Source organism: Nonomuraea lactucae, assembly GCF_003313395.1.
GTDB lineage: Bacteria > Actinomycetota > Actinomycetes > Streptosporangiales > Streptosporangiaceae > Nonomuraea > Nonomuraea lactucae.
Genome location: NZ_QNFZ01000141.1, coordinates 1 through 26,769 on the forward strand (window position 1 = coordinate 1; position 26,769 = coordinate 26,769).

Annotated in this window: 25 protein-coding genes; 16 read left to right on the forward strand and 9 right to left on the reverse strand. The window is 68.0% G+C overall.

Going from position 1 to position 26,769, the window contains the following annotated elements; translation table 11 throughout:
* Nucleotides 1-453 precede the first annotated feature (453 nt).
* A complete protein-coding gene (locus tag DQW85_RS44355; protein ID WP_162794864.1) occupies nucleotides 454-804 on the reverse strand; it encodes a hypothetical protein in 351 nt (116 codons plus the stop codon).
* A 469-nt stretch (nucleotides 805-1,273) separates the two neighbouring features.
* Here DQW85_RS44355 and DQW85_RS09605 point away from each other — a divergent pair, with 469 nt between their 5' ends.
* On the forward strand, nucleotides 1,274-2,050 hold the full coding sequence (locus DQW85_RS09605; RefSeq protein ID WP_113700013.1) for a hypothetical protein: 777 nt from the start codon (nucleotides 1,274-1,276) through the stop codon (nucleotides 2,048-2,050).
* 246 nt (nucleotides 2,051-2,296) lie between these two features.
* Here the strand turns inward: DQW85_RS09605 and DQW85_RS09610 are convergent, their stop codons facing one another.
* Complete coding sequence (locus tag DQW85_RS09610) at nucleotides 2,297-3,358, reverse strand: amidohydrolase family protein (RefSeq protein WP_113700014.1); 1,062 nt, start codon at nucleotides 3,356-3,358, stop codon at nucleotides 2,297-2,299.
* 167 nt (nucleotides 3,359-3,525) lie between these two features.
* Between DQW85_RS09610 and DQW85_RS09615 the strand changes: the two genes are divergently transcribed.
* Nucleotides 3,526-4,185 (forward strand): TetR/AcrR family transcriptional regulator, encoded by a 660-nt coding sequence (locus DQW85_RS09615; RefSeq protein ID WP_240197054.1) that lies wholly within the window; start codon nucleotides 3,526-3,528, stop codon nucleotides 4,183-4,185.
* 168 nt (nucleotides 4,186-4,353) lie between these two features.
* Here the strand turns inward: DQW85_RS09615 and DQW85_RS09620 are convergent, their stop codons facing one another.
* Entirely contained in the window at nucleotides 4,354-4,734 is a 381-nt protein-coding gene (locus DQW85_RS09620; protein ID WP_113700016.1) for a winged helix-turn-helix transcriptional regulator, read from the reverse strand.
* A 77-nt stretch (nucleotides 4,735-4,811) separates the two neighbouring features.
* Here DQW85_RS09620 and DQW85_RS09625 point away from each other — a divergent pair, with 77 nt between their 5' ends.
* Entirely contained in the window at nucleotides 4,812-5,159 is a 348-nt protein-coding gene (locus DQW85_RS09625) for a RidA family protein (protein WP_338043370.1), read from the forward strand.
* Between the two features lie 48 nt (nucleotides 5,160-5,207).
* Here the strand turns inward: DQW85_RS09625 and DQW85_RS09630 are convergent, their stop codons facing one another.
* Nucleotides 5,208-5,846, reverse strand: coding sequence for a TetR/AcrR family transcriptional regulator (locus tag DQW85_RS09630; protein WP_113700017.1), 639 nt, complete (start codon nucleotides 5,844-5,846; stop codon nucleotides 5,208-5,210).
* Nucleotides 5,847-5,896: 50 nt separating this feature from the next.
* Between DQW85_RS09630 and DQW85_RS09635 the strand changes: the two genes are divergently transcribed.
* Nucleotides 5,897-6,826 carry an NADP-dependent oxidoreductase gene (locus tag DQW85_RS09635; RefSeq protein WP_113700018.1) on the forward strand — a complete coding sequence of 310 codons (930 nt, stop codon included), beginning with the start codon at nucleotides 5,897-5,899 and terminating at the stop codon, nucleotides 6,824-6,826.
* A 1,056-nt stretch (nucleotides 6,827-7,882) separates the two neighbouring features.
* Here the strand turns inward: DQW85_RS09635 and DQW85_RS09645 are convergent.
* On the reverse strand, nucleotides 7,883-8,755 hold the full coding sequence (locus DQW85_RS09645) for a helix-turn-helix domain-containing protein (RefSeq protein WP_113700019.1): 873 nt from the start codon (nucleotides 8,753-8,755) through the stop codon (nucleotides 7,883-7,885).
* 132 nt (nucleotides 8,756-8,887) lie between these two features.
* On the opposite strand from DQW85_RS09645, the gene DQW85_RS09650 reads away from it, so the two are divergent.
* From DQW85_RS09650 to DQW85_RS09700, 11 genes are all read left to right on the forward strand, one after another.
* A complete protein-coding gene (locus DQW85_RS09650; protein WP_113700020.1) occupies nucleotides 8,888-9,919 on the forward strand; it encodes an SDR family oxidoreductase in 1,032 nt (343 codons plus the stop codon).
* Nucleotides 9,916-10,854, forward strand: coding sequence for an NAD(P)-dependent oxidoreductase (locus DQW85_RS09655; protein WP_205315009.1), 939 nt, complete (start codon nucleotides 9,916-9,918; stop codon nucleotides 10,852-10,854). Before DQW85_RS09650 ends, DQW85_RS09655 begins: the two co-directional genes overlap by 4 nt.
* A gap of 72 nt (nucleotides 10,855-10,926) precedes the next feature.
* Nucleotides 10,927-11,580 (forward strand): nuclear transport factor 2 family protein, encoded by a 654-nt coding sequence (locus DQW85_RS09660; RefSeq protein ID WP_113700021.1) that lies wholly within the window; start codon nucleotides 10,927-10,929, stop codon nucleotides 11,578-11,580.
* Entirely contained in the window at nucleotides 11,577-12,515 is a 939-nt protein-coding gene (locus DQW85_RS09665; protein WP_113700022.1) for an alpha/beta hydrolase, read from the forward strand. Before DQW85_RS09660 ends, DQW85_RS09665 begins: the two co-directional genes overlap by 4 nt.
* A gap of 245 nt (nucleotides 12,516-12,760) precedes the next feature.
* A complete protein-coding gene (locus DQW85_RS09670; RefSeq protein ID WP_113700032.1) occupies nucleotides 12,761-14,284 on the forward strand; it encodes a carboxylesterase/lipase family protein in 1,524 nt (507 codons plus the stop codon).
* Nucleotides 14,285-14,625: 341 nt separating this feature from the next.
* Nucleotides 14,626-15,159 (forward strand): ribbon-helix-helix protein, CopG family, encoded by a 534-nt coding sequence (locus DQW85_RS09675; protein WP_113700023.1) that lies wholly within the window; start codon nucleotides 14,626-14,628, stop codon nucleotides 15,157-15,159.
* 135 nt (nucleotides 15,160-15,294) lie between these two features.
* Entirely contained in the window at nucleotides 15,295-16,080 is a 786-nt protein-coding gene (locus DQW85_RS09680) for a DUF4097 family beta strand repeat-containing protein (RefSeq protein ID WP_240197055.1), read from the forward strand.
* Between the two features lie 30 nt (nucleotides 16,081-16,110).
* Complete coding sequence (locus DQW85_RS09685) at nucleotides 16,111-17,070, forward strand: ATP-binding cassette domain-containing protein (RefSeq protein WP_113700025.1); 960 nt, start codon at nucleotides 16,111-16,113, stop codon at nucleotides 17,068-17,070.
* Nucleotides 17,067-17,906 carry an ABC transporter permease gene (locus DQW85_RS09690; RefSeq protein ID WP_113700026.1) on the forward strand — a complete coding sequence of 280 codons (840 nt, stop codon included), beginning with the start codon at nucleotides 17,067-17,069 and terminating at the stop codon, nucleotides 17,904-17,906. Before DQW85_RS09685 ends, DQW85_RS09690 begins: the two co-directional genes overlap by 4 nt.
* 463 nt (nucleotides 17,907-18,369) lie before the next feature.
* Nucleotides 18,370-22,227, forward strand: coding sequence for a fibronectin type III domain-containing protein (locus DQW85_RS09695; protein WP_113700027.1), 3,858 nt, complete (start codon nucleotides 18,370-18,372; stop codon nucleotides 22,225-22,227).
* Nucleotides 22,228-22,469: 242 nt separating this feature from the next.
* Nucleotides 22,470-23,303, forward strand: coding sequence for a GNAT family N-acetyltransferase (locus tag DQW85_RS09700; RefSeq protein WP_113700028.1), 834 nt, complete (start codon nucleotides 22,470-22,472; stop codon nucleotides 23,301-23,303).
* A 26-nt stretch (nucleotides 23,304-23,329) separates the two neighbouring features.
* Here DQW85_RS09700 and DQW85_RS47905 read toward each other — a convergent pair whose 3' ends face one another.
* Together DQW85_RS47905 and DQW85_RS46710 are read right to left on the reverse strand one after the other, a co-directional pair.
* Nucleotides 23,330-24,700: a WD40 repeat domain-containing protein gene (locus tag DQW85_RS47905; RefSeq protein WP_338043371.1), complete on the reverse strand. Its 1,371-nt coding sequence runs from the start codon at nucleotides 24,698-24,700 to the stop codon at nucleotides 23,330-23,332.
* Nucleotides 24,586-25,233, reverse strand: a complete 648-nt coding sequence (locus tag DQW85_RS46710) for a hypothetical protein (RefSeq protein ID WP_240197056.1) — start codon at nucleotides 25,231-25,233, stop codon at nucleotides 24,586-24,588. Before DQW85_RS46710 ends, DQW85_RS47905 begins: the two co-directional genes overlap by 115 nt.
* Nucleotides 25,234-25,617: 384 nt before the next feature.
* On the opposite strand from DQW85_RS46710, the gene DQW85_RS09715 reads away from it, so the two are divergent.
* Nucleotides 25,618-25,821 (forward strand): SDR family NAD(P)-dependent oxidoreductase, encoded by a 204-nt coding sequence (locus DQW85_RS09715; RefSeq protein ID WP_275888189.1) that lies wholly within the window; start codon nucleotides 25,618-25,620, stop codon nucleotides 25,819-25,821.
* Between the two features lie 12 nt (nucleotides 25,822-25,833).
* Here DQW85_RS09715 and DQW85_RS09720 read toward each other — a convergent pair whose 3' ends face one another.
* Together DQW85_RS09720 and DQW85_RS09725 are read right to left on the reverse strand one after the other, a co-directional pair.
* Nucleotides 25,834-26,193, reverse strand: a complete 360-nt coding sequence (locus DQW85_RS09720) for a hypothetical protein (RefSeq protein WP_113700030.1) — start codon at nucleotides 26,191-26,193, stop codon at nucleotides 25,834-25,836.
* Nucleotides 26,194-26,371: 178 nt separating this feature from the next.
* Entirely contained in the window at nucleotides 26,372-26,605 is a 234-nt protein-coding gene (locus DQW85_RS09725; RefSeq protein WP_240197057.1) for a helix-turn-helix domain-containing protein, read from the reverse strand.
* Nucleotides 26,606-26,769: the final 164 nt, after the last annotated feature.

Sequence of the window (26,769 nt, forward strand, 5' to 3'; positions counted from 1 at the left end):
CCCGCTCCGGGCGGCCAGCGCGCCGGGCTGCGGCCTGAGGGCCGGTCCCGGCGCGCACCGCCCCCGCTCCACGGCGGCGCAACGATCAACAAGGTCATGATCAAGGACCTCTTGAGTATCGTGGCCGTTCCGCCGCCGGCCCCCACCGCTTCGCGGCCCCAGCGGGTGCTTCGCATGGGCGCCGGCCGCTCCACTCCGATCACACAGGGTTCGCGGGTCGAGGTCCGTACCCCCGACCCCGATACCGCATTGTTCGTGTCCCTCGGTCGGCGTCAACTCCGTCTGTGCGGCATGGGCGGGGTCATGTGGAAGCCGCAGGGCCACGGCATTGGAAGACGGAGTTGACACCTCGGTCGGGACACACAATCGGGCAGCTATCGGGGGCGGGGGAAGAGTGGCCGTGGGATGCACCGGCCACTTCACCAGAAGGCGGTGACATCGCCAGAGCGGTTCTCAGCGCACTTGATGACGCCGGTAGGCAACGCGTGCCGCCGCCTCGTCTATGGACTGATAGATCAGGCGGACGCAGGCCGGGCAGGCTCGCGTAGCCGTGGGAAGGAACGGCAGGGACCAGTCGAGGGTGGGCAACGGCTGTACTGGTTCGTCGCACAGGCTGGTCTGGCGGTCGGCCGGTACGGCATGCTGCACGGCATTCCGCTTGACGCCGGACAATCCCAGCCGGTAGCTGCAAGCTTGTTCGTCTGGTCCCGCTTGGATGGTGTACACCAGCAGGTCGTCCCAGTGAATCGGCCAGCGCCGTAGTCTGCCCGGCCTCTGGTGTGGCTCGCCGTCGAGTTCGATCAAGGCCAGAGTGCCGTCACGGAGCACGCCTACTACGGTCCCGCGCTGATCCAGTAGCCATCCCTTGGAGGCTCGCGTGCGCGTCGGGCTGTGCATCATGTCCACGATCTTGACTCGGCACCCCACCCGTGACGAGGCAGCCGTCATTGCGTCCGCTCCGCCGTCTCTTGTTCCCTCAACTGCTCGGCGAGTTTGGCGACGTCGTCGGCGTCGAGGGTCTGGCAAAGTCCGTGATCTATTTCCTGAGGGGATAGGCGGCGACCGTTCCGGGTTGCCCATAGACGCCCTGCGGAACTGCGCCATATGCACCAGCCCGGAAAGGCCGCTTGCAGGTCTTCGAGAATCACCGGCGTTGACATGTGATCAGCGTGCTTACTTGCGAGTGACGAACCCACCGCGTTATCGAGACGTCCAGGACGTTACGGCGTTACGCTCAAAACGTCCCTGACGTCCTCAGCTACCGAGGTGTACCGTGGCCAACGTCGCCCTACGCCGAGCCATGCTGAACGCCCAGGTCATGAACCAGGACCTGGCCGACCGGTGTGGGGTGGACGTCAAGACGGTAGAACGCTGGTTGCAAGACGAGACTCGTGTTCCGCACCTGCGGCACCAGTGGGCCGCTGCAGAGGCACTAGGAGTTGAGACAGCCGTGTTATGGCCAGACGCAATTCGCAATACGGTAAAAACGGGACCCGACAAGGAAGTCTTGACCGTTTATCCGTATCGTTCCGCATGTCCGAAATCGATCTGGCGCAATCTCATCAACGCGGCGCGCAACGAGATCGTCTTCGCTGGCTACACGAACTACTTCCTGTGGCTGGAACACCCCAACCTCGCGAAGGTCCTCAAGCGGAAGTCTCAGCAGGGCTGCAAGATCCGCTTCCTCATCGGCGACCCGGAGAGCGACGTCACCCGCCGCCGCGAGGAGGTGGAGAACGTCCCACTAACGGTCTCCACGCGCATCCGGATCACCCTGTCGGAGATCGAGCAGCTACGCGACGTCCCAGGAGTCGAGGCCCGGTACGGTGACGAGCACATCGCCATGAGCGTGTTCCGGTTCGACTCCGAAATGCTCGTCACGCCTCATCTCGCCAAGCTGGTCGGGCACGACTCGCCGATGCTGCACCTGCGCCGGTACCAGGAGGACGGCCTCTTCGACCGGTTCGCGTACCACGCCTCCGAGCTGTGGAGTAACGGTCGCGACGTGTGGCAGCAGCCCCAGACCACAGCCCCGATGCTGGGTGACTAACTGAGTGACGATCGCCCCGGACGGCCATGGATTCCAGAAGACCTTATGGGACCATAACCCCAGGTAGGGGCGGGAATCGGCCGTGATCCCGCCCCCACCTGATGTGCCTGGGGGGCAAGGGGTCGCAGGTTCAAATCCTGTCGTCCCGACCAGATTCTCGCTGGTCGAGCAGGGTGTCACTCACTAGGGTGGCACCCTTTTCCAGTCCTGGGAATGGGCGGATCTCCTCGCGAGAGACGGTCTAGGTCACGTTCGTCGACGAGCCGAAGACGACCGTACAGCGCCGTTTTTGGCGCCGGACGTGAGGTGTTCCCAGTTGCGGTGCGCGATGTCGGCCTTCTGCTCGTCGGTGAAGGGGGCGTTCTCCAGGAAAGACCGGGCGACGCCGGCGCTGGTGTCCACGAAGGGGAAGCCAGCGGGGCGGAACCCGTAGGTGAAGGGGTAGTCGGTGGAGTACAGCATCCGTTCGGTGCTCACGACTTCGGCTGTCCAGCGGAGGTAGCGGGTGCTGACGGTGCCGCTACCGGCGACCCAGAAGTTCTGCTTGAAGTAGTCGGCGAGCGGGCGGGCCAGGCCACCGGCGTCGGCGAAGAACCCGGTGTGGTCGAGATAGAAGAGCACGACCTCTCCCCAGTGGCCGGCGATCACCTGGAGATCGGGATGCCGGTCGAAGACGCCGGAGAAGATCATCCGCAGGTACTGCACGCCCAGGTCGTAGTACCAGCCGATCGCAGGCCCTGCCAGCGCGGTCCCGATGGGGCCGATGTTCGAGTAGTAGGCGTCCAGCACCGCCTGCACAGGCATCTGCGGGTGGAAGTGGAGGGGAACCCGCAACCGCTCCGCAGCGGCGTACAGCTCGTCGTAGTCGGGGTCGTCGGCGAGCTTGGATCCGGTGCGCCCGTACAGCATGGCGCCCGGGAAGCCCAGCTTGGTGACCGCCCGCTCCAGCTCCGCGGCCGCGGCCGACGGCGACTGTGTTGGGATCGCCGCGAACGCCTGGAACCGGTCGGGATTGCCGGCCACGATCTCCGCGAGCTGGTCGTTGGTGTCGCGGGCCACGGCGACAGCATCCGAGTCAGGCAGGTTCTGCACGCCCGGTGTCGAGATCGACAGCACTGCCACGTCGATTCCCTGGTCGTCCATGTGCGCAAGCCTCGTGTCCGCGGTGTCGCGCAGTCGCTGGGCGACGGCGCTGTCGCCGAACCCCAAGTTCGGCAGCTCGGGCACCCCGGACCGCGACCACGCCTGCATGATCGTGGGCAGGACGACGTGTTCTTCCAATGCGATGATCCGCAGTCTGTCAGACATGCGATGCTCCTCTACGATCTGATTCCACTGGAAACATTTCCACTGTATCACTGATACTAACGATGGAACTTCTTCTGCGGTATCGTTGATACATGTCACCTCGTTCCCATAGCGGGAGCAGCGCTTCCGACGCTGCAGCCATCGGTCGCGAACAGACCCGGCAGCGCGTGATCGAGGCCGCCATCGACTTGCTGACGCGTGGGGGGCGCGACGCGGTCACCACCCGCGCGGTCGCTGACGCGGCGGGCCTGCAGCCGCCGGCCATCTACCGGCTGTTCGGCGACAAGGACGGGCTGCTCGACGCGGTAGCCGAGCACGGCTTCGCCGCGTTTCTCGCCACCAAGCACGTCGACCCCGACCCGCGGGACCCCATCGAGGACCTGAGAACCGGCTGGGACGTCGCCGTCGAGTTCGGTCTGTCCAATCCCGCGCTGTACACACTGATGTACAGCGAACCTGCGAGGGCGACCTCGGCCGCCTTCAAGGCCGGCATGGAGATCTTGATGGGCCGTATCCGGCGCCTCGCCGCCGGCGGCTGGCTCCGCGTCGACGAGGAACTCGCGGCCCAGATCATCCATGCCACGGCGCGCGGCGCAGTGCTCACCTGGCTGTCGCTGCCCAAGGACCGGCGCGACCAGGCTCTGTTGACCGCGCTGCGGGAGTCCATGGTCGCCGCCGTCACCAGCCAACAGCCGGCCGTGCAGGACGCGGGCCCGGCAGGCGCCGCCCGTGCCTTGCGCGCCGCACTGCCTGAACAGACGCCCCTCAGCAGCGCGGAGCAGCATCTGCTGAGGGAGTGGCTGGACCGCCTTGCCGCCGACGGTTGAGGTGTCGGCGGCTCGCGCGTTCTCGCCCTGGCGATACGGGAAAAGTAGCTGCGGGTGACCGGGGTTGGGTTGTGTTGCGCCGTCTGTGCGTCATCGCCGCGCGCGGACGCGGTTCAACGACCTCCGAACACCGTAGAACCGGCATCCGGCGCTTCCTGATGCGGGAAGTCAGGCGTCGAAACGGCGCCGGGATTCCTCGATGTGACCGAGGTACTGGCGGGTCCAGTTGCACATGCCATCGATGGTCACACGCAGGGCCAGGCCCGCTTCGGTGAGGGAGTACTCGACCCGCGGCGGCACAGTGGGGTGCACCTCCCGCTCGACCAGGCCGTTGCGCTCCAGCATGCGCAGGTTCTGGGTGAGCATCTTGTGGCTGATGCCCTCGACCTCGTCGCGCAGCTCGCTGAAGCGCAGGGTGCCGTCACCCACGGCTTCGATGATCAGGAGCGCCCATTTGTTGGCGACGTCCGAGAAGATCTCCCGCCCCAGTGAGTCCGCGCGCCGCAGGTCCGCGTCCTCGACCGAGCCGCTGAACTGCTTGGTCACCATGAGGTTCCCCAGACACTGAGAAGTGCGTTCTTCCATGTCAGTAGCCACTCTCCCCGGAAATCGGCGTCTACCGGCAGGTGTCGATCGCGACCGGGTCGAAGCTGGTGTTCATCGCCGGGCAGGTCGCCTGGGACGCTGAGAGGGTCACGGTCGGTGAAGGTGACCTCGCCACTCAGGTCGGGCAGTGCTACCTCGACATCGCCACTGCCCTGGCCGAGGCCGGCGGCAGCTTCGACGGCGTGGCGAAGCTGAACGTCCACGTCGTCGTCTGGACCCCCGACAAGGTGCCCCTGCTCATGGAGGGGATCACCCGGACGGCAGCCAAGCTGGGGCCACCCCCCTACCGCCGGCCACGTTGCTGGGCGTTGCGGCACTGGACGTACCCGAGCATCTGGTCGAGGATCAGGCGACGTTCGCCCTGTTGACGGCTGTGCGTAGGCGCTCGTCCTCGGTGCCCGCTGCCTGATGCGCCACTAGGTCACAACCGCCAGCGGCAGCCGGACCGCCGGGGGCAGCGGTGGGATGGCCGGCTCGGCCCGCATGCCCTGGATCAGCAGCGCGGCGAAGCGCCGGGAGGCGGCCGCCGCGGCGGCTGGCGAGGTGGTCCGGATGCCGCTGTTGGCCATGAGCACCATGATCAGGTCGTCCAGGACGAAGTCCGGGCGCAGCTTGCCCCCCGCTTTGGCCCGGCGGGCGAGTTCGGCGACCTTGCCCAGCGCCTGCTCCCGTTCCGCGGCGAAGTCGATCGCATGGGGGAATGCCGAGACGAACGCCGCGGAGAAGCCCCGGTCCCGTGCGTGCAGTTCACACACCCGCTCGATCATCCGGCAGAAGCCGCGCCATGGGTCCGGATCGGCCAGCCCCTCGTCGACGATGGCGGTGCAGGCCGCCATCTGCTCGGTGAAGACCTCGGTGACCAGAGCCGCCTTGGTCGGGAAGTGCCGGTAGAGGGTCGCGGGGCCGACCTCGGCACGCCGCGCGATCTCGCGCATCGCCACGTCCAGCCCCTGCTCGGCGAACGTCGTGCGGGCCACGGCGAGGATGCGCTCGCGGTTGTCCCGGGCATCGGAGCGCAGGGAGTAGCGCAGGGAGTGAGGTAAACGGTTCGTCACCGCTCTCACTTTAGCTAAACGGACGGGGTGTTCCGATAGCGTCCGGTGCCATGAGAGCACTGACTTTCTCGGAGTACGGTCCAGCAAGCGTCCTTGAGGTCGCCGACGTACCGGAACCACACGCGGGACCGGGCCGCATCCGGGTGGCCGTACAGGCCTCGGGCGTCACTCCCGCCGACTGCTACCTGCGCTCGGGCCGATTCCGCGACATGATGCCGCTGCGCCTGCCCCACGTGCTCGGCGTGGATGCCGCGGGTGTGGTCGACGAGGTCGGCACAGGGGTTTCCGGTATCCGGCCGGGCGACGCGGTCTTCGGCATCGTCGATCTCGCGGAGCTCGGCGGCGCGAACGCCGAGTACGCCGTCCTGGCAGCCTGGGCGCTGAAGCCGGACGCGCTGAGCTGGGAGCAGGCCGGGGGCGCGGCCGCGAACGTCGAGACCGCCACGCGCGCCCTCGACCGGCTGAAGGTCGGCACCGGCACGACCCTGCTGATCGAGGGCGCGGCCGGCGGGGTCGGCACGGTCGCCATCCAACTCGCGGCGGCCCGCGGCGCGACCGTCCTGGGCACAGCCAGCGCACACAACCACGAGTTCGTCACGGGGCTGGGGGCGACACCGACCACCTACGGCCCCGGGTTGGGCGAGCGGGTCACCGCCCTGGCACCGGACGGAGTCGACGTCGTCCTGGACTGCGCCGGTTCCGGCTCGCTGCCCGATCTGGTGGACCTCACCGGAAGCCCGGACCGGGTGGTGACCGTAGCCGACCTGAACGCCGCGAAGTACGGAGTCCACCTATCACGCTCGGCGGGCCCCGGAGCAGACCCGCAGGCGGTCGAAGGACTCGCCGCGGCCGCCGCCCTCGCCCAGCAGGGCCGCTTCACCGTGCCGGTCGCGGCCGCCTTCACCCTCGAGAACGCGGCCGCGGCGCACCAGTTGAGCGAGACCGGCCACGCCCGGGGAAAGATCGTACTTACCCTCTAGTGCCGAATCAGGGCAGTGTCCGCCCTGTTGTGATGTGACGCGCTGCCCGGGTGATGGCTCGGGCGGCGGCGGGCCGCCAGGCCAGGCGGGTGGCACAGTGCACGGGTTCGGGAGATCGGCGAAGACGAGGGCAGACGTCTGTTGCGATCATCCGTCGCAGTTCGGGTCAGTGGTGGCTCGGCGGCGGGCTCAGCTCGTGCTGCTGTCCGAGCAGGGCATGCCGGAAGCGAAGAGGGCGGACGGCCGAGGACCTTCACGCTGGACATCAGCCATGAAGGCATGCGCCCTGACCTTGAGGAAGGCGTCTCGTTTCAACGCATGAAGACCTGGAAGCAGGCATGTCGCGGTCGACACGCTCGGACTGCTCCTGTGCGTGATCGTCACCGCCGCGTCGGTCCAGGACCGTGACGGCGCACCCGTTGCCGGCCCGGCCGCGGGGGAAGTTCTCCACCATCGCGCTGGTGTGGCCTGACCCGCGAGCTGGCCGGCCAACCACACTCCATGGCCGCTGGAGCGACCCGCCCCCGCTTACGGGCCTGTCCAGTCCCGACCGGCGCCGCAAGGACTTGGGTGCCTCCGACCTGCGATGATCTGACTGCTGAGATCACGAACATCGCACAGAACGGACGCACCTTTCCGGGTGAACGGTACGGCATGAGAACGCCGCTTATCTGTACGAGGCGACGGCACGGGGCTGGTGGGGCAGGCGGAGCCGTGCTCGTACGCAAATGCGCTGATCAGAGCGGGTTAACCACAGCATCGGGCGAGGTATTCGCCCGGCTGGTCAACTCACCGGTGTGGGGCCGCGGCATCGTGCTCGTCCAGGTGGACACCGCGCCCACACGTGAGTCATCGAGGTCGACCTGGCGGTGGCGCCCGTGATGGACTGGTAAAGGATCCACGTCGCACTGCGGTTCAAGGGTGTTGGGCCGCTGTTGGCGGACGGCGCCTCGGTCTTCTCTCATCGCTGAGCAACACAACGCGGTGGAGGATCGGCTTCGAGAGCCCGAAAATGAGGGCCTCGGACCGCGTCGACAAAAACCCTCGAAGGTGCGCTCAGCGATGGGGACGGTCTTTCGTTCTGCCCGGCGACGTATGGTCTCGTGTTGAGGTGACCGCAGTTGAGGCAAGCAGAGCGAGTTTGTCGGCGTCCTCGGTACCGAAGTCGGCGTGGTACACGGCAATGGTCAAGTTCTGGGCTTCACCCACGATCAGCTTTTCGCGGTTGAGGTGCAGCTCGCCGACGAGCGGATGCTGAAGGCGCATGATCGCGCCTCGTCGGCCGCCGATGTCGTGGCGTCCCCAAAGCCGGCGGAAGCGTGGGCTGGCGAGGGAGAGTTGGCCGACGAGTTCGACGGCGCGTGGGTCGTCGAGTCTCGTTCCGACGGATTGGCGGAAGGCAGCCACCAGTCCTTCCGTGGCGATGTCCCAGTCGATGAACAGGTCGCGTTCGTCCGGGTCGAGGAACACGTCGTAGAGCCGGTTGGCGCCGGCGACCAGCCGGGGCGAGATGGCGGATGCCAGGGCGTTGGCGGCGAGGACGTCGAGGTAGCGACCTTCGACGAACGCGGGCATGGGAAGGGCTGCAACGAACTTCTGTACTCCGGATGGCACGGTTTCCTGTCGTGGGCGCCGACGCCCGGTGCGGCTCTTCTCGGCGGCGAGTTGCAGGAGGTACGTCACGCTCTCGTCGTCGAGCCGCAGCACGCGCGCGACGGCTTCGAGTACCTGTGCGGAAGGGTTTCGGTATCGGCCTTGCTCGAGTCGTAGGTAGTACTCGTTGCTGATGCCGGCGAGCATGGCGACTTCCTCACGTCGCAACCCGGGAACGCGGCGCACGCCGCCGGTGGGGATGCCGGCCTGTTCCGGTGTCACCAGTTCGCGGCGGGCACGGAGGAAGTCGCCCAGCGGGTTCGGCGAATTGGTCACGCTTCACGATATACCGCGATGTTCGTTCCGAGGGTGGTCGCCGGACTACCAGGATCCGGAGAGTACTGGCAGCACCAGCTGGGAGCGCCGAGAGTGGCATCCCACGGCAACCCTGACGATTCGGAGAAGCACATGACCACCCGCGTTCTCGTGACCGGAGGTTCCGGTTTCATCGCGGGGCACTGCATCCTGCAGTTGCTCGCGTCGGGATATCAGGTTCGCGCCACGGTTCGCTCGCTGACGCGGGAGGCGTCCGTGCGTTCCGTTCTCATTGATGCGGGAATGGTGAATGAACACAACTTGAGCTTTGTCGCCGCGGATTTGATGCGCGACGGTGGGTGGGCGGAGGCCATGCAGGGCGTCGATTTCGTCCTGCACGTCGCATCGCCGGTGCAACCCGGCCACGTCGACGATGAGGACGACCTCATCGTCCCGGCACGCGAGGGGGCGCTGCGTGTATTGCGCGCCGCCTGGGACGCCGGAGTTGAGCGGGTGGTGCTGACCTCGGCGTTCCACGCTGTCAGCTGGGGTCACCCCCACACTGACCGCGTCTTCACCGAGGCCGACTGGACCGTGCTCGACGGCCCCGGCGTCGACGCGTACGGCAAGAGCAAGACCCTGGCCGAGCAGGCCGCGTGGGAGTTCATGAAAGGGACGACCGGCCCGATGGAGCTGGTCACGATGCTTCCCGTCGCCGTCATGGGACCGGTGATGGGCAATGATGTGTCCGGTTCGAACCACCTCATCCAGAGCATTCTCAACGGCGGGATGCCCGCATTTCCGCACCTGTTCTTCCCGATCGTCGACGTCCGTGACGTGGCACGAGCACACATTCTCGCGATGACGACTCCGGATGCCGCCGGGCAGCGGTTCCTGCTGTCGAACGGCCCGGCGGTCGAGATGAAGGACATCGGCGCAACGATCAGAGCCCGACTCGGTGCGGCGGCGAGGAACGTGCCCACCCGGACGGTTCCGAACATCATCGTGCGCATCGCCTCCGTGTTCTCCCCGCAGTTCCGATCCATCGCGCCCGACCTCGGCTACGCGAAGAAGACCTCCAATGAGAAGGCGCGGCGCGTGCTGGGGTGGACGTCGCGCGATCCGGAAGAAGCGATCGTCGCCGCCGCAGAAAGTATGGTGAAGAAAGGCCTGGTGAATAAGTGAAAGACAACGATCTTCCTACCGTCGGCTTTATCGGTCTGGGTGACCAGGGCCTGCCGATGGCCATCGCGATCGCCGACGCCGGGTACCCCATGCACGCCTGGGGGCGTCGTCCGGATTCATTGGCAGCCTTGTCAGATGTCTGCCATGTCGGCCACGAGGATCTGACGGATTTCGCTGCCGCGTGCGACATCGTGGGCCTGTGTGTGAGCACGGACGATGATGTCAGCGGCCTGGTCACCGGCGGTTTGGCCGACCACCTGCGCCCGGGCTCGGTGATCGTCAACCACGGAACCGGCACCCCGAAGACCGCGAAGGATCTTGCCGCGTTCTGCGCCGACCGTCGTGTGGAGTTCCTCGACGCACCGGTCAGCGGTGCCCGCGCCGGCGCAGAAGCGCGCACCCTGACCACCCTGGTCGGCGGCCCAGCAGCCGTTGTGAAGCATTGCGAATCCGTGTTCCGGTCCTTCTCCGCCCATGTGCTCCACCTTGGACCTCACGGCGCCGGGCAGCTCGCGAAGTTGATCAACAACACGCTGTTGATGATGAACCGGGCGAACGTCGCCGACGTCATCGAACTGCTGACAGCCGGCGGCATCGACCCGATCCCATTCGTCGAAGCGGCGAAGCTCGGCAGCGGGTCAAGCAGGGCGCTGCAACTGCTCCCGACACGTAGCCCCGCGGACTTCGGCGCGACCGTGGCGCACCTGACCGAGGTCGAACTGCTGGACATGGACATCTTCGCCACGGCCATGACCGACCTCGGCATCGACGCCGCACCTACTACCGCGCGCGCCGTCAGCGGCGCACGACGCCTCGGTGACGTTCTGCACGCCCTCAACCCGCGTCCGTGCACGACCCCGGACGATGTCGTCACGGCCGCCTTGGCCGGCATCGGCCTCACCGGGACCGTCATCGCGCGTGGCGTCGAGGACTGAGGCCTGCTCGAGCAGGTCTTCGGAACAGCAGACGAGGCCCGAACCTGGCACGGAACGGGAAGGAGAGCAGTCATGAGCGCATTCGACGTCGCACAACTGGTCTTGCGGGAGCGGCAGAGCCGGGACCGCGGCTGGTATGACGACATGGCGGACTGCTTCGCCGACGACGCGTTTGTCGAGATGAGCTGGTTCTCCGGCACCGGTGCAGATTTCGTCGAGGCGACCCGTGCGATGGCCGGGCGTGGCGACCTCGCTGTCCACCGGCTCAGCCCGCCGGCCGTTCGCCTGCACGGGAACCGTGCACTCCTCGAACTCCCGCTCGTCATCGAACGACGAATCGACGTAGATGGTGTCGAGGCCGACATCGCCTCCGCCTGCCGCTCCCAATACCGCGCGCGGCGCGGCCCCGACGGTCGCTGGCGAATCGTCCGGGTCACGTCGATCTACGAGAAAGACACTCTCAGCGCGACCATCCCCGGCGCTCGCCTCGATGTCGACCCGGAGATCCTGGCCACCTACCGTCCCTCGTACCGATTCCTGGCCTGGGACCTGAACCGGAAAGGGTACGACGTCGGGAACGACCACCTCGGCGACGACCGCCCCGATGCCGTTCAGCGCCAGTACGCCGACGAATTCGCGTGGCTGCACGAAGAGTCTCCGCAGCCGCGGGGCGCGACCGAGACTGCCGCGGGGCGCGACCGAGACCGAAGGGAACGGATCGCATGAGTAGCGAACAGCGCGCTCGAGTTGACGCGATACTGCGCTGGTCGCGCATCAGCGGTGAGTCCGCAGGCGACCGGTCCATCGAAGCATCCCGCGCCCGCTTCGCGGCGATGATGGCTCAGATGATCGTGCCCGAGACCATCCGCATCCGGAAAACGATGCTCGGCAGCAGGCCCGCTCTGCAGGTCGACGCCGACGCGGTCGGCGAAGGCGTCGGCACGATCCTGTACTTCCATGGCGGCGGCTGGGTGGCCGGTTCCCCGGAAACAGCCCTCTCGATCACAGGTGCCCTCGTGACGAGAACCGGCTTCCGGTCGTACTCGGTGGACTATCGGCTTGCTCCGGAGCACCAGTTCCCGGCCGCGATCGATGACGCGCTCAGCGCCTACCGGGTCCTGCTCGACGACGGGCATGATCCGGCCGGCATGGCGTTCGTAGGCGACTCTGCCGGCGGCGGCCTCACGGTGACCACCTGCCTGGCCGCCCGTGACCAGGGACTCCCGCTGCCCGCAGCGATCGTCGCCTTCTCCCCGGCCTTCGACGCCACCGGAAGCGGGGACAGCATGGACACCAGAGCCGGCCTCGACCCGATCTTCACTCGGGAGTACCTCCAGTCCATCGCGGCCATGTACCTGGGTGGCGAGGACCCTCGCCAGGTACTGGCCAGCCCGGCTCTGCTTGCCGACCTGACCGGGTTCCCCCCGATGCTGCTGCAGGTCGGCGGTAACGAGGTGCTCCTGGACGACTCCACGCGCATGGCAGGCCGCGCCGCACACGCCGACGTCAGCGTGACGCTCGACATCACCGCGGATGTGCCGCACGTGTTCCAGTCCTTCGCCGGCGTCCTCGACGAAGCCGACGAAGCCCTCGAGCGTGCGGCCCAGTTCCTGACCCGACACCTGCGTGCGACTGGTCCGGTCTCACCACCGAGCACCTGATCCGGCACCCCCTCCGCCAGCACGGCGATTGTTTCGCGGCGCTCGGGCGGCACCGGACGCGCGGCTACCCGCCCGCCCGGTAGAGCCCCGGGGGGCCGATACGGGGTACCCCGACCGCGCCTCGGTGCCCACCGCGACGCGCACCGGCGCGATGTGCAGGACTGCCCCCTAAATGGTTTGCCCGCAGACGGCGCGCATTGGGATGCTCGGCCGAGCCGGAAGGGAGAGGAAACCGCAAAGTGGCCGTGACCGCATCCAGGAAGCCGTCCGAGTCCGAGCCGAAAGTCCGCACGGCGGCCGGCGTCCTCCGCGGCGGCCGGAAGGCGGGGTTGGCGGTCTTCCGCGGCATCCCGTTCGCCGAGCCACCGGTCGGCGCCCTCCGGTTCGCCGCGCCGCAGCCGGTGCGCAGCTGGGACGGTGTGCGCCGGGCGGACACGTACGGCCCGCCGCCCCCGCAGTCCGGCGTGCTCGGGGTGTCCCAGGACGTCGCCGGCGACGACTGGTTGACGCTCAACGTCTGGACACCGGAACCGGATCCGGCGTCAGGGCTCCCGGTGATGGTGTGGATCCCCGGCGGCGGTTACGTCATGGGCAACTCCAGCCTCCCGGAATACGACGCCGGGCATCTGGCCGGGAGCGGAGCCGTGGTCGTGACCCTCAACTACCGTCTCGGTATGGAGGGTTTCGCGCAGATCGGCGGAGCTCCGGCCAACCGGGGACTGCTCGACCAGGTCGCGGCCCTGCAGTGGGTGCGGGACAACATCCGGGTGTTCGGCGGCGATCCGGACCGGGTCACGGTCTTCGGGCAGTCGGCGGGTGGCGGATCGGTCGCCGCGCTGCTCGCCATGCCGCGCGCCGCCGGGCTCTTCCGCCGGGCGGTCGCGCAGAGCGTGCCGGGGACGTTCTTCTCCCCAGAGCTGGCCGCCGACATCGCCGCCGCCTGCGCCGCCGAGCTGGGGGTACGGCCCACGGTATCCGGCCTGTCGGCGGTGGCTCCGGCCCGGCTGCCCGCCGCGGGCGACGCGATCTTCGCCAAGACGGTCCAATGGCGGGAGCGCTGGGGGCAGATCACACACCGGCCGATCTTGTTCTCACCGGTGGTCGACGGTGACGTCCTGCCGGCGACCCCTTGGCAGGCGCTGGCTGACGGCGCCGCCCGGGACGTCGGACTTCTCGTCGGGCACACTCGTGACGAGCACCGGTTGTTCAGCCTGATCGACGGCGTGCTCGGCCAGGTCACCCACGAGCAGACCGAGACCGCTCTGCACCTGCTCGCCCCCGGCCCGGACGGCGCACGCCGATACCGGGAGGCCTTCCCGGCCGCGGCCGATGAAGAGCTGTACGAACTGGTCAACGCGGACTGGCTGTTCCGCATGCCGAGCCTTCACCTCGCCGACGCGCAGATCGCCGGCGGCGGCCAGGCCCACCTCTACGAACTGACCTGGTCCGCCCCGGGATTGGGCGGTGCCCTCGGCGCCTGCCACGGCCTGGACGTGCCGCTCCTCTTCGGCAACCTGAGCAGCGGACAGCCCGCCATGCTGATCGGCGACCCGCCCTCCCCGGTGGCGGAGGAGCTGTCCGCGCAGATCCGCAGGGCGTGGACGGCGTTCGCCGCTCACGGCGACCCGGGCTGGCCTCCGTACGACGCCGACCAGCGCCTCGCACAGCTCATCGACACCCCGTCGACGGTCACCTCCTACCCGGAAGAGAGCTCGCGGCTGCTGTGGCAGGACCACACCTTCCCGGCGCTCCCGCTGCTCCCGCGGTAAAGCGGTAAAGCGGTAAAGCGGTAAAAGCGGCTGAAAGGTCGGGGACTCATGGGGGAGCCGGGCCGGTGATCAGGCCGGTACGGCATGCCGCACGGCAAGCCGCTCCACGCCGGACAGACCCAGCCAGAGCCGGCGCCGTGCGGTGCCCAGCCGCTCATGTGGCTCGCCGTCGAGTTCGAGTAGAGCCACAGTGCCGTCACGAAATGCCTACCTGGAGGAACAACCCCGTCAACGCCTGACCTGCGCATTCTCATCCGGACACGCCAAGTGGTGCCATATGTGCCACCTCTGCTGAGCCATGATGACTTGTGTTGGTGCCATGAGTGTGCCAAAGTGGCACCATGGACTTGACCTCGTATGTGAGCAACCTCGGACGTGAATTCGCCACGCTTGCCGAAGCCGGCGGTGAGGAGGCGCGTGCGCTGGTCGAGCGCCTGACCGGGTCGCTCGAGTCGGCGATCCGGATGACGCTGCTGGACGCGCTGTCGGCCGCCGCCGACGAGATCACCCGGGACCTGGCTCCGGGCTCGGTGGAGCTGCGCCTGCGCGGTCGCGAGCCGAACTTCGTCGTGACCTCGCCACCCGCGGAGCCGCTCGAGCTCGCGGCCGAGGACGCCGCGGCGGCGGAAGCCGGCGCGCCGGACATCGATCTGCTGATCGCCGAGGACGGCCCCGCAGCGCGGATCAACGTACGCATGCCCGAGCAGCTCAAGGCCGCGATCGAGGAGGCCGCGGCCAAGGAGGGGCGCTCGGTCAACGCCTGGCTGGTCCGGGCGGCCGCCGCAGCCTTGCAGCGGTCCGATCGCGATCAGCGTCCCGAGCCCCGCGGCACCGGCAAACGGACCAAGCAGGGCTTCACCGGCTGGGTGCGCTAGCCGCACCGCCCGCTTTCCTCACACCACGTCCCCGACCTGCGGGGACGGCTCACCTACCCATGATGTGGAGACAGCCATGCCAATTACGAGACGCCCGAACCGATTTCCGTCACGCTCGAACTCGGCGTCGGCGACGTGCGGATCGCCGCGAGCGACCGGACCGACACCGTCGTCGAGGTCCGCCCGAGCGACGAAGCCGACGAGTCCGACGTGGAGGCCGCTCAGCAGGTCCGTGTCGACTACACCAACGGCATGCTCCGGGTCACCGGTCCGAAGGCGCGCGTTTTCGACTTCTCCCGCAAGACCAGGTCGGTCGACGTGTCCATCGAACTTCCCAGCGGTTCCCGGGTGTCCGCCGAGATGCAGGTGGGCGACTTCCGCTGTGCCGGTCGGCTCGGGGAGTGCGGGCTCAAGACCTCCGCCGGGAACTTCTGGCTCGAACGGACCGGCCCGCTGCGCCTGGACACGTCGGCCGGTCACGTCACCGCCGACGGCATCACGGGCGACGCCGAGATCTCCACCGGGTCCGGCAAGGTCCAGATCGGCGAGGTCGAGGGCACCGCGGTGGTCAAGAACTCCAACGGCGACACCACGATCGACGTGGTCACCGGCGACGTGCGGGTGCGCGGGGCCAACGGCGGCATCCGGGTCGAGCGGGCCGGCGCCGGTGTTAACGCGAAGACGTCCAACGGCAGCATCCGCCTGGGCGAGGTGGCCCGCGGTTCGGTCTCGCTCGAGACCGCCATGGGCGATTTGGAGATCGGCATCGCCGAGGGCACCGCCGCCTGGCTGGCGGTGAACACCGGATTCGGGCACATGCGCAACCTGCTGGAGAACGCCACCCGGCCCGAAGAGGCCGACGAGACCGTCGAGGTGCGCGGCCGCACCTCCTACGGCGACGTCATCATCCGCCGTTCCTGATCCACTTCTGGCCCTGGAGAAAGGGAAACCATGACCATCAAGCAGTCCCGGCCGGCGATCGCCGCGACCGGGCTAAGGAAATCGTTCGGCGACCAGGTCGTGCTCGACGGTCTCGATCTGAACGTGCGACAGGGAACGGTCTTCTCGCTGCTCGGCGCGAACGGCGCCGGGAAGACCACCACGGTCAAGATTCTGTCCACTTTGATCAGTGCCGACGCCGGTGACGTCCAGGTCGCCGGGCACGACCTGGCCCGCGAACCGGACGCGGTGCGCGCCGCGATCGGTGTCACCGGTCAGTTCTCCGCGGTGGACAACCTGCTCACCGGCACGGAGAACCTGCTGCTGATGGCGGATCTGCACCACCTCGCCCGGCGCGAAGGCCGGCGGCGCGCCGCCCGGCTGCTCGAACAGTTCGACCTGACCGAGGCGGGCAGGAAGCCGGCATCGACCTACTCCGGGGGCATGCGGCGGCGGCTCGACCTGGCGATGACCCTGGTCGGCAGCCCGCGAGTGATCTTCCTCGACGAGCCGACCACCGGACTGGACCCGCGCAGCCGCCGGAACATGTGGCAGATCATCCGGGACCTGGTGGCAGGCGGCGTCACCATCTTCCTGACCACGCAGTACCTGGAGGAAGCCGACGAGCTGGCCGACCGGATCGCGGTCCTCGACCATGGTCGGATGGTCGCCGAGGGAACCGCGGAGGAACTGAAGCGCCGCATCCCCGGTGGACACGTTCGCCTGCGGTTCGCCGACCCGCAGCGCCTCGACGCGGCCATGCGCGTGCTGGGTCAGACCTCGCGCGACAACGACGCGCTCGCCCTGCGGGTGCCCAGCGACGGCAGCCTGCGCTCGCTGAAGGCCCTGATCGGCCGGCTCGACGACCGGGCCATCGAGGTCGACGAGCTGTCCGTGCACACCCCCGATCTCGACGACGTCTTCCTCGCCCTCACCGGCAACTCCACCAACGAGAAGGTGACCACTCAATGAGCACCCACGCCTTCACCGGCCCGGCTCCGGCGGGCCCGCGTTTCCATCCGCTACGCGACTCGGCGACGATGCTGCGCCGCAACCTCAAGCACATGCTGCGCTACCCGTCGATGACCGTGATGCTCGTCGGGATGCCCATCGTCTTCCTGCTGCTGTTCGTCTACGTGTTCGGCGGCACGTTGGGCGCCGGGCTCGGCGGGCCGATGCACAGCGGCGCGGCCCACGGGCGGGCCGAGTACGCCAACTACGTGGCGCCCGCGATCATCCTGATGACGGTGACGGCCACGGTCCAGGGGACCGCGATCTCGATCGCCATGGACATGACCGAAGGGATCATCGCCAGGTTCCGCACCATGCACATCGCCCGCGTCTCGGTGCTGACCGGACACGTCCTGGGCAGCGTGATCCAGGCGGTGTTCAGCCTGGCGATCGTGATCGGCGTGGCGTTGCTGGTCGGCTTCCGGCCCGTCGCCGGGCTGGGCGCGTGGCTGGCCACGGCCGGTTTCCTGGTGACGGTGACCTTCGCACTCGTCTGGTTGTCCGTCGCGCTCGGCCAGGTGAGCAAGAGCGTTGAGACCGCGAGCAACCTGCCCATGCCGCTGGTTCTGCTGCCTTTCCTCGGCAGCGGGTTCGTCCCCACCGACTCCATGCCGGCCGGGCTGCGCTGGTTCGCCGAGTACCAGCCGTTCACGCCGATCATCGAAACCCTGCGCGGCCTGCTGATGGACAAGCCGATCGGGAACAACGCATGGATCGCGCTCGCCTGGTGCGCCCTCATCGCCCTTGGCGGATACCTCTGGTCGAAAAAACTGTTCAACCGCGAGTACTCGCGATAACCGGCTGCCTGATCGGGCACCACCCTCCCCCACCTCACCCCGCTCGCGAGGCAGCCCTCGCTTGAGCTCCTCTCGCGCGGTCCCGCGCGGCCCTCATCACCTCTGCCGAGATGGCGCCACCGTGGCATCACCATGCCCAGAACCGGCACCGAGATAGGACAGAGGCCTGGTCGCCTGGTTCGACGCGCGTGCCGGCGCATCGGACCGATGAGCGCGGTGTCCGGCAGGCGGGTGCCGCGTCGAGACCAAGCGAGCGCACCACTGGGCGCAGCCGGGCAGTGCTTGGGCAACGGATCGAGCTTTGCGGTGAGCACCGCCTCGCCCCAGAATCACCGAGCGCTGTTCGACGGCGCCCATCGGACGTGATGGGAGTCCGATACAGCCGTGGCGGTACTTCAGTATTTCCGGTCATCTCTGACATGGGGCCGGCCGAGTTCGCCTGGCCTCAGAAAGGACTTCACACGTGAGGCCCTATCCGGTTCTCCGGAGCAGAACCACCCGCCAGTGGGTAGCGTTACCTGTTGTCGCCATCCTCACCGCCGGCCTTCTGGTCGGCACGGCACCGCAGGTCAGCGCGAACGTGGGCACCGACATCACCAACAACGGCGGCACGATCACCGCCCAGTACTCGCGTGCTGGGTTTGAGAACTACCCGAACCTCTTCGATGACGACACCACCACCAAGTACTTCTCGGGGTCATCGTGGGGATGGGTCCAGTACCGTTCCCCCTCCAAGGTCGTCGTCAACCGGTACACGATCACCTCGGCGGGTGACGCTCCCGACCGTGACCCGAGCAAGTGGACCCTGCAGGGCTCGGCCGATGGCGCGACCTGGACGACGCTGGACACCCAGACGGGACAGACGTTCGAACAGCGCGGCATGACGCGCGGCTACAGCATGCCCAACACCACCGCCTACGACTACTACCGGCTCGACGTGACCGGCACCAACGGTTCACCGGATCTGCAGTATGCCGAATGGCAGCTGTGGGCCGGCGGCGACCGCGTGCCACAGGCGCCGAGCGACGTTCGCGCGACGGCGGCCGACTCCGGCAAGGTGGATGTGGCCTGGAAGGACAACTCCAACGACGACACCGGCTACGCCGAAACCGGCTTCCAGATCGAGCGCTCCACCGACGGAACGAGCTTCTCGCCGCTGACCACCACCGCGGCCGACACCACCAGATTCACCGACACCGGCGCGGCAGCCGGGAAGAACCACTACTACCGGGTACGCGCGGTCGCCGAAGGCGGTCTGACCTCGGTCCACTCCAACACCGCCTTCGTGAGCGGCAACACCGCGGTGGACATCTCCGACAACGGCGGCACGATCACCGCCCAGTATCCAGGTGAAGAGTCCGAGAACCACCTGCGCCTCATCGACAATGATCCGGCCACCAAGTACTTCTCCGGGTCATCGTGGGGATGGGTTCAGTACCGCTCCCCGGCAAAGGCCGTCGTCAACCGGTACACGATCACTTCGGCGAATGACGCCGCCGAGCGTGATCCGAGCAGGTGGACCCTGCAGGGCTCGGCCGATGGCGCGACCTGGACGACGCTGGACACCCGGACGGGACAGACGTTCAAACAGCGCGGCATGACGCGCGGCTACAGCATGCCCAACACCACCGCCTACGACTACTACCGGCTCACCGTGACCGATACCAACGGTTCGCCGGATCTGCAGTATGCCGAATGGGAGCTGTGGGTCGACGACCGGTTGCTACAGGCGCCGGGCACCCTGCTGGCGACGGCGGTCGATTCCGGCAAGGTGGATGTGGCCTGGAAGGACAATTCCAACGACGAGACCGGCTACGCCGAAACCGGCTTCCAGATCGAGCGCTCCACCGACGGAACGAGCTTCTCGCCGCTGACCACCACCGCGGCCAACACCACCAGATTCACCGACACCGGCGCGGCTGCCGGGAAGAAGTACTACTACCGGGTACGCGCGGTCGCCGGAGGCGGTCTGACCTCGGTCTATTCCAACACCGCCCTGGTGGGTGACGGCACCGCGGTGGATCTCACCGACCACGGCGGCACGATCTCCGCCCAGTACCCGCGAGAAGGCGAGTACGGGCACACACAACTGATCGACAACAGCCCCACCACCAAATTCCGTTCCGAGCCATCGCTGGGTTGGGTCCAGTACCGGTCCCCGACCAGAGCCATCGTCAACCGGTACACGATCACCTCGGCGGATGACGCCGCCGACCGTGATCCGGGCAAGTGGACCCTGCAGGGCTCGGCCGATGGCGCGACCTGGACGACGCTGGACACCCGGACCGGGCAGACGTTCAAACGGCGCGGCATGACGCGCGGCTACAGCATGCCCAACACCACCGCCTACGACTACTACCGGCTCGCCGTGACCGGCACCAACGGTGCCGCCGATATGCAGTTCGCCGAATGGGAGCTGTGGGCCGGCGGCGACCGCGCGCTGCAAGCGCCGAGCACCCTGCTGGGGACGGCGGTCACCACCAGCGAGGTCGATCTGACCTGGCGTGACAACTCCAACGAGGAGACCGGCTACTCCGAGACCGGCTTCCAGATCGAGCGCTCCATCGACGGGACCGCCTTCACACCACTGGCCGCCACCGGCGCCAACATCAACTTCTACACCGACACCGGTCTGACGGCCGGGAAGAAGTACTACTACCGGGTACGCGCGGTCGCCGCAGGGGGTCTCACCACGGCCTACTCCAACGTTGCCCCGGTGACCACCGTCGTGGGCGACGGGAATGACGACAACGGCAGTGCGCGGAATCTCATGCAGATGCCGGGCACCATAACCGACCAGTACGACAAGTCCGACAGCCAGGGGCGAGACCAGGCGATCGACCAGACGGTCTACAGCAAGTATCACACCACTCACGACACCCTGTGGCTGCGGTACGCACTGGACACGGCGGCGGTCGCCAACCGCTACAGCATCACCTCCGCCGATGACGCCCCACTGCGTGATCCGCGCAGCTGGTCTCTTCAGGGGTCGGCTGACGGTACGACGTGGGTAACGCTCGACAGCCGTGCGAATGAGGCGTTCTCAGGGCGGTTCCGACAGCGCTCCTTCTCGTTCGCCAACACCACGGCGTACCGCCATTACCGGCTGAACATCACCGCCACCAACGGCTCTCCCGACCTTCAGCTCGCCGAGTGGGGCCTCTTCGGCGTCGGCACCCCCGTTGCCCCGCCTCTCCCGGAGGCGCCGAGCGGCCTGCAGGCTCGGGCAGTCTCCGGCGACCAGATCATCCTCACCTGGAAGGACAACTCCCGCTGGGAGAAGTCCGTCCGGATCGAGCGGTCGGCCGACGGCAGCACCTGGAACTGGTCGAGGAGCCTGGCGGTCGGAACGACCCGTTACCACGACCTCGGACTGAGCGGCACGACCCAGTACCACTACCGGGTACGCGCCGAGAACACCGCGGGCACGTCCGCCTACTCGAACACCGCGAACGCGACGACCGGCGACCCAGGGCTGCCCGCAACCTGGAAGGAGCACTGGCACGAGCACGACAAGTCGCTGACCCGGATGTACTACGACAACGACGTCGCCATTTACAGCACCAGTGACTTCGACCGGTCGCAGACATGGGTCAACGACTACGTCCGCAAGCTGTGGCAGTACACCAAGTCGAACTACGGCAGCTTCAGCAACCCCCGGCTGGCCGCCGTCCTCCATCCGAATCCAGGCGGAGGTGTCGCCGGACACATCCACGGGGTCTTCGACTCGGATGCCGACTACCGGAACAAGATCGACGTGACCGCTACCAGCTGGGAAGAGAACAAGAACAACACCAGGGACGTGGTCGCACACGAGATGGCGCACATCGTCGAAGGCGGTTCGAACGGCGTGCACAACTCGCCGTCCTTCCCGATCTGGGAGGACAGCAAGTGGGCAGACATCTACGTCTACGACGCCTTTCTAGGTGCCGGACTGACGGCTGACGCCGAGCGCTGGTACGCGGATAAGATCGACGACACGGACGGCTATCCTCGGGCCAAGTCCGCTTGGTTCAAGGACTGGTTCTATCCCATCTGGAAGGACCACGGTAAGTCCGCCGTACTTTCCACCTACTTCAAACTGCTCGCTCAGCACTTCCCCCAGTACAACGGCGAGTACGCCCGCGACCTGAACTGGGGCGAGTTCGTGCACTTCTGGAGTGGCGCCGCGGGGGTGAACCTCAAGCCGCTGGCCACCAGCGCGTTCGGCTGGCCGGATGAGTGGGAGCAGCAGTTCCAGCAGGCCCGACGGGACTTCCCGAACGTCCAGTATCCGCGGAGCCTCACCGACGACAAGCGCCATTCTCGGAGCCTTCCGTAAGGGAGCCTTCCGTAAGGCGTTCGGCAAGGTGATGGGCGCGGGAACTCGTACGCGGCCCTGGCTCACCGGCCAGGGCCGCGTACGGCCGGAGGCACGGACCTTCGGGTCGAGACGGGCTGAGCGCGGCCAGTCCGCTACGCGACGCAGGAAACATGAGATGGGCCAGAAAGTGAACTTCCAAGTGAGCACCGGAGCCGCCTACGGTCAACGGTCCATACATAACCATTCACAGGGGGAAAGTCATGCATGACGACAGGCTGAGTGAGATCGCGGAGTCAGCCGAAGCGGAGAACCTCTTCCTCCTGCTGGACGGGGCGCCGGCGTCGGTCAAGGCCACGCTCGGCATGGCCTCGGCACGCGTCGGCGGAGGGGTGCTGCTGGCCATGCGGGATGACCCGGTCGGCGGCTTCTGGAACAAGGCGCTCGGCTTCGGATTCGCCGAACCGGTCACCGGTGATCTCATCGCCGACGTGTGTGACTTCTTCCGGGAGCAGAAGAGTCCGGGCGCCAACCTGCAATTCGCTCCCTCGGTGCTGCCGCCCGACTGGGAGCGCATCTGCGCCGCGAACGGCCTCACGGCCGGTACACAGTGGGTCAAGCTCGCCTGCCCGGTCGAGGACTTCCAGTCCGGGACGTCCGATCTGCGCATCAGCGCCGTGGACAGCCGACAGGCAAGCGAGGCGGCTTCACTCCTTATGGACGTTTTCGGCATGCCGCAGGGCGCTCTGACGGATATGTTCGTCTCGGTAGCGCGGCATGATCAGGTACAGGCCTTCGCCGCATGGGACGGCGATGACATGGTCGCCGCCGGGTACGTGTCGTTCCTCGGACAGGCGGCGGCGTTCTCGGGAGGGGCCACACTGCCCGCCTACCGCAACCGGGGCGCGCAGAGCGCCCTGCTGGCGGCGCGCGCCCGCGCTGCCGCGGAGGCCGGCTGCCGGTGGCTCATCTCCGAGACGGCCCTGCCGGACGAAGGATCCGCCAACCCCTCGCTGAACAACATGCTCCGCGCGGGCTTCAAGCCCCTCTACGAGCGGCGCAACTGGCTCTGGAGCCCGGACCAAGCCGCCGCCTGAGGCGTCCGCGAGGCGGGAGAGGCTGGTCAGGTGGCAGCCGAGTTCCTCCAGTGCCAGATGCCGACGCATCGGTCGTGGCCGGAGGCGGCGAGGAGCGCGCCGTCGGCCGAGACCGCGGGCGCGCGCACGGTCGCGTCGCGGGTGAACTCGGCCGTGCGTTCGCCGTCGAGGGTCCACACGGCGATGCGCCGATCGCCGCCGCCGGTGGCGAGGTGCTCGCCGTCGGGATGGACGACGAGAGCGCACAGCCCGCTATGGGCCCAGCCATAGCTGAACGGCTCGTCGGGTCGATGGGCGCGAAACTCGTGGACGAGCTTGCCGGTGACGGTATCCCACAGGGTCACGTAGCCGTCCTCGCTGCCTGCCGCGAGCAACCGCCCTCCGCGGGCGAACGCGACGGCGTGAACCGGGCCGTAGCGTGACGGCCAGGTGTCGTCGGGATCGGACCGGCGCGGTGACCTGGGCTGGACCTTGTGCAGTAGCGCGCCCTGGTCGAGGTCGTAGACGAACGTGACCCGGCCGGTGCTGCCGACGGCAAGGTAGCGGCCGTCCTGGGAGAAGGCCACCGATCGCGGCTTGACCGCGGTCACGTCGAACATGGTCTCGGTGCCGCGGGGCAGGTCCCATATGCGTACGGTGCTGTCGCCGCCGGCGACGGCCAGCCACGGCTGGTGGGGGTGGAACGCGATCGCCGCCACGCCGCGGGTCAGCGGCAGCCGGCTGGCCGGTCGCGGGGTACGCGGCTTGGCGCCGTCCTCGACGACCGTCACCTTCTTCGCCTGGGTGACGTGCACGGTGTAGCGCCCGTCGGCGGACACCGCCAGGCCGGTCACCTGGCGCGATCTGTCCACCTGGACCAGTGCGGGCTCGGTGGGCTGCCAGCGCGTCAGGTCGGCGGCGCCGACGAGCAGGGTCGCATCCGGGGTGAACGCCAGGGCCAGCACGTCACCGTCGGGTGCCGGCCGCGTCGGCGTGGCCGGGGCCAGGCGGGCGAACGTGTCGGCGTCTCTGAGTTCGACCGCGCCGGGGGCAGGTTCGTTGATCCAGATCCCGCGCCCGTCGACCAACCGGCAGACGCCGTGGTGCGTATGCCGGAGCTTGTGGCGCCGGTAGCCGCCGCCCCTGTCCAGGTTCCAGATGCGCACGTCGGTGACGCCCCGGGCGGCTATCAGCGTGGCATCCGGTGAGATCGTCAACGACTGCACCGAGTTGGGGTGCTGGCCGTCGTGTGCGTCGTCGGTGAGGTGGCGCACAAGTGTTCGCGTATCGGCATTCCAGATGGTCACGGTGCCGTCGCGGTTGCCGGCAGCGACGATGCCGCCGATCGGTGCCAGGGCGACCCGGTAGACCTCACCGCCGCCGTGTGGATCCGGGGATGCGAACCAGTCTCGCTCCACCGCGCCGGTCGTCGTGTCGATGGCGGCCACGCCGCTCGCGCCGTGGCCGAGGTAAAGGCGGCGTCCGTCGGATCGAAACAGACGTCCCAGGCCACCCCGTACGGCGACGGAAACTCCCGGGCCGGCACGACCTCGTCGCCGCTCAGCCGCCCCAGCGCGACACCCTCAGGACTGCGACGAATCCATGCCAGGTGTTCGCCATCCGGCGCCACCGCGATGCGCCCGACCGAGTACTCCAGGGTCAGGCGCGACCGTACGTCTCCGCTGCGGCGGTCGGACACGGCGATGGAGCTGTCGCCTGCGGAAACCATCAGATCGCCGACGATCACCAGCCCGGTAACGGAGGAGCCGGTGCCGTTCTGGGATACATGCGCCGCCCAACGCCGCCGCAGCCTGCCGTCGGCACCGAATACGCATAGCGCCCCGTCGCCGCCCCCCGTTACGACACCGTCCGCAGGCACCTCAACGGCCGTCACCGCCATACCGTGCACCAGCGGCGCGTCCCGCCGCAGCTCAGCCAACGCCTCAAGCATCGACGGAATCCTCCGTCAGCGGCGCCGACCCGCTCTGCCGAATCCGCGAGTCGCCAGACCTCTGAGAAGTCTTCCGGTCGATCTCGTCGCCGTCGGGCGACCGCCCGGAAGCTGAGAAATCACTCACGTCATTACGCCGATGCGGATTGAGGAAGGCTGGACGAAAAAGTGTGGAGCCCAGGATACGGGCCACGTAGATGTGTCGCGCCCAGGGCGTCGGCCTGTGGGTGAGCACGCGCTGCACCCCGGGCGGGATGTGGTCGCTGATCAAGCCGTCGCGGGGCGGCTGCACGAGCCGTACGACATAGTCCACCGAAACGCCCGCGAGGTCGGCGAGCTCCTCGCGACGCAGCGTGGCAGTCGGAGCGTCCGGCGATCATCAATGTGAGCAGCGGCATGGGGGCACTCGCCCTGACCCAGGACCCGGACCGGGTGGAGTCGAAGTTCGTCGCACCGCTGTACACGTCCTCGAAGGCCGCGGTGACGATGCTCACGACGCAGTACGCGAAGGCGCTGCCGGACATCCGGATCAACGCCGCCGACCCCGGCTACACCGCGACCGACCGCTTCGGGCCCGTACGTCAGTGACGACACGAGGCATCACCGCAGCCACCGCAGAGCCGCGTCGGCGCAGTCCTCGGGGCCGCTGTTGAAGGCGATGGCCGCGTCGGGCGCGTGCCGCCGGACCAGGTTGACCGCCTTCTCGAAGAGTTCGAGCAACGGCTCGTGCTTGCGGATGCCGCCCCCGATCACCACGCAGGCGTAGTCTTCGCGGGTCAGCGCCTCCACGATCGCGCCTTCGGGGTTCTCGTCGAGTGCCACCAGGCACCATTCGGCCTCGATGCCATGATCGTCGAAACGGGCCTGACCGCGTGCCAGCGCCGCCTGGACCGGCTCCGGGTCCCAGCCCTGGATCTTGGCGGGATCGAGACCGACCACCAGCACTCGTGCCGCTGTCACGCGTCCTCCTTCTCGCAGAACGCTTCCACGCCGGTCCGATGGTCGAAGGCGGTGCCCGGGTTCATCGACATTGTCGATCTCCTCCAGAGGGGGGCCACGTCATCCCGATCCTGCCACGCGCGCCTCTCGACGCGCTCTCGTCAGAGCGACAGGACGTCGCCGGCCGCCGGAGCCCGGTTCACCTCGTCCCGGTGGTGCCGGCGTCCTCGACGAGGTCGCGCAGCTGCGACCGGGCGGTGACCCCGAGCTTGGGGAAGGAGCGGTACAGGTGAGAGCTGACCGTGCGCGGGGAGAGCAGCAGCCGTTCGCCGATCTCACGGTTGGTCAGCCCGCGGGCGGCGAGGCCAGTTCCTGTGCCGCCCCCGCCGTCGCCGCGGGCCGCACCGCCGGAGTCGATCTCCTCATCGGACACAACGCCGACGAGGCCAACCTCTACCTCGTGCCGACGGGACGCCAGGTCACGGCCACCGAGGCCGACCTCGCCACCGCCGCCGCGCCGCGCCACCGACCCCGACGCGCTGGTGGCCGCCTATCGGGCCCGCCGCCCGGACGCGGTGGTGGCCGCCTATCGGGCCC

Coding starts and splice junctions, on each gene's coding strand:
- DQW85_RS09610 (WP_113700014.1), bottom strand. CDS start 3,358: ATGTCTGACAGACTGCGGATCATCGCATTGGAAGAACACGTCGTCCTG.
- DQW85_RS09620 (WP_113700016.1), bottom strand. CDS start 4,734: ATGGTGACCAAGCAGTTCAGCGGCTCGGTCGAGGACGCGGACCTGCGG.
- DQW85_RS09635 (WP_113700018.1), top strand. CDS start 5,897: ATGAGAGCACTGACTTTCTCGGAGTACGGTCCAGCAAGCGTCCTTGAG.
- DQW85_RS09650 (WP_113700020.1), top strand. CDS start 8,888: ATGACCACCCGCGTTCTCGTGACCGGAGGTTCCGGTTTCATCGCGGGG.
- DQW85_RS09660 (WP_113700021.1), top strand. CDS start 10,927: ATGAGCGCATTCGACGTCGCACAACTGGTCTTGCGGGAGCGGCAGAGC.
- DQW85_RS09665 (WP_113700022.1), top strand. CDS start 11,577: ATGAGTAGCGAACAGCGCGCTCGAGTTGACGCGATACTGCGCTGGTCG.
- DQW85_RS09675 (WP_113700023.1), top strand. CDS start 14,626: ATGGACTTGACCTCGTATGTGAGCAACCTCGGACGTGAATTCGCCACG.
- DQW85_RS09685 (WP_113700025.1), top strand. CDS start 16,111: ATGACCATCAAGCAGTCCCGGCCGGCGATCGCCGCGACCGGGCTAAGG.
- DQW85_RS09690 (WP_113700026.1), top strand. CDS start 17,067: ATGAGCACCCACGCCTTCACCGGCCCGGCTCCGGCGGGCCCGCGTTTC.
- DQW85_RS09700 (WP_113700028.1), top strand. CDS start 22,470: ATGCATGACGACAGGCTGAGTGAGATCGCGGAGTCAGCCGAAGCGGAG.
- DQW85_RS46710 (WP_240197056.1), bottom strand. CDS start 25,233: ATGCTTGAGGCGTTGGCTGAGCTGCGGCGGGACGCGCCGCTGGTGCAC.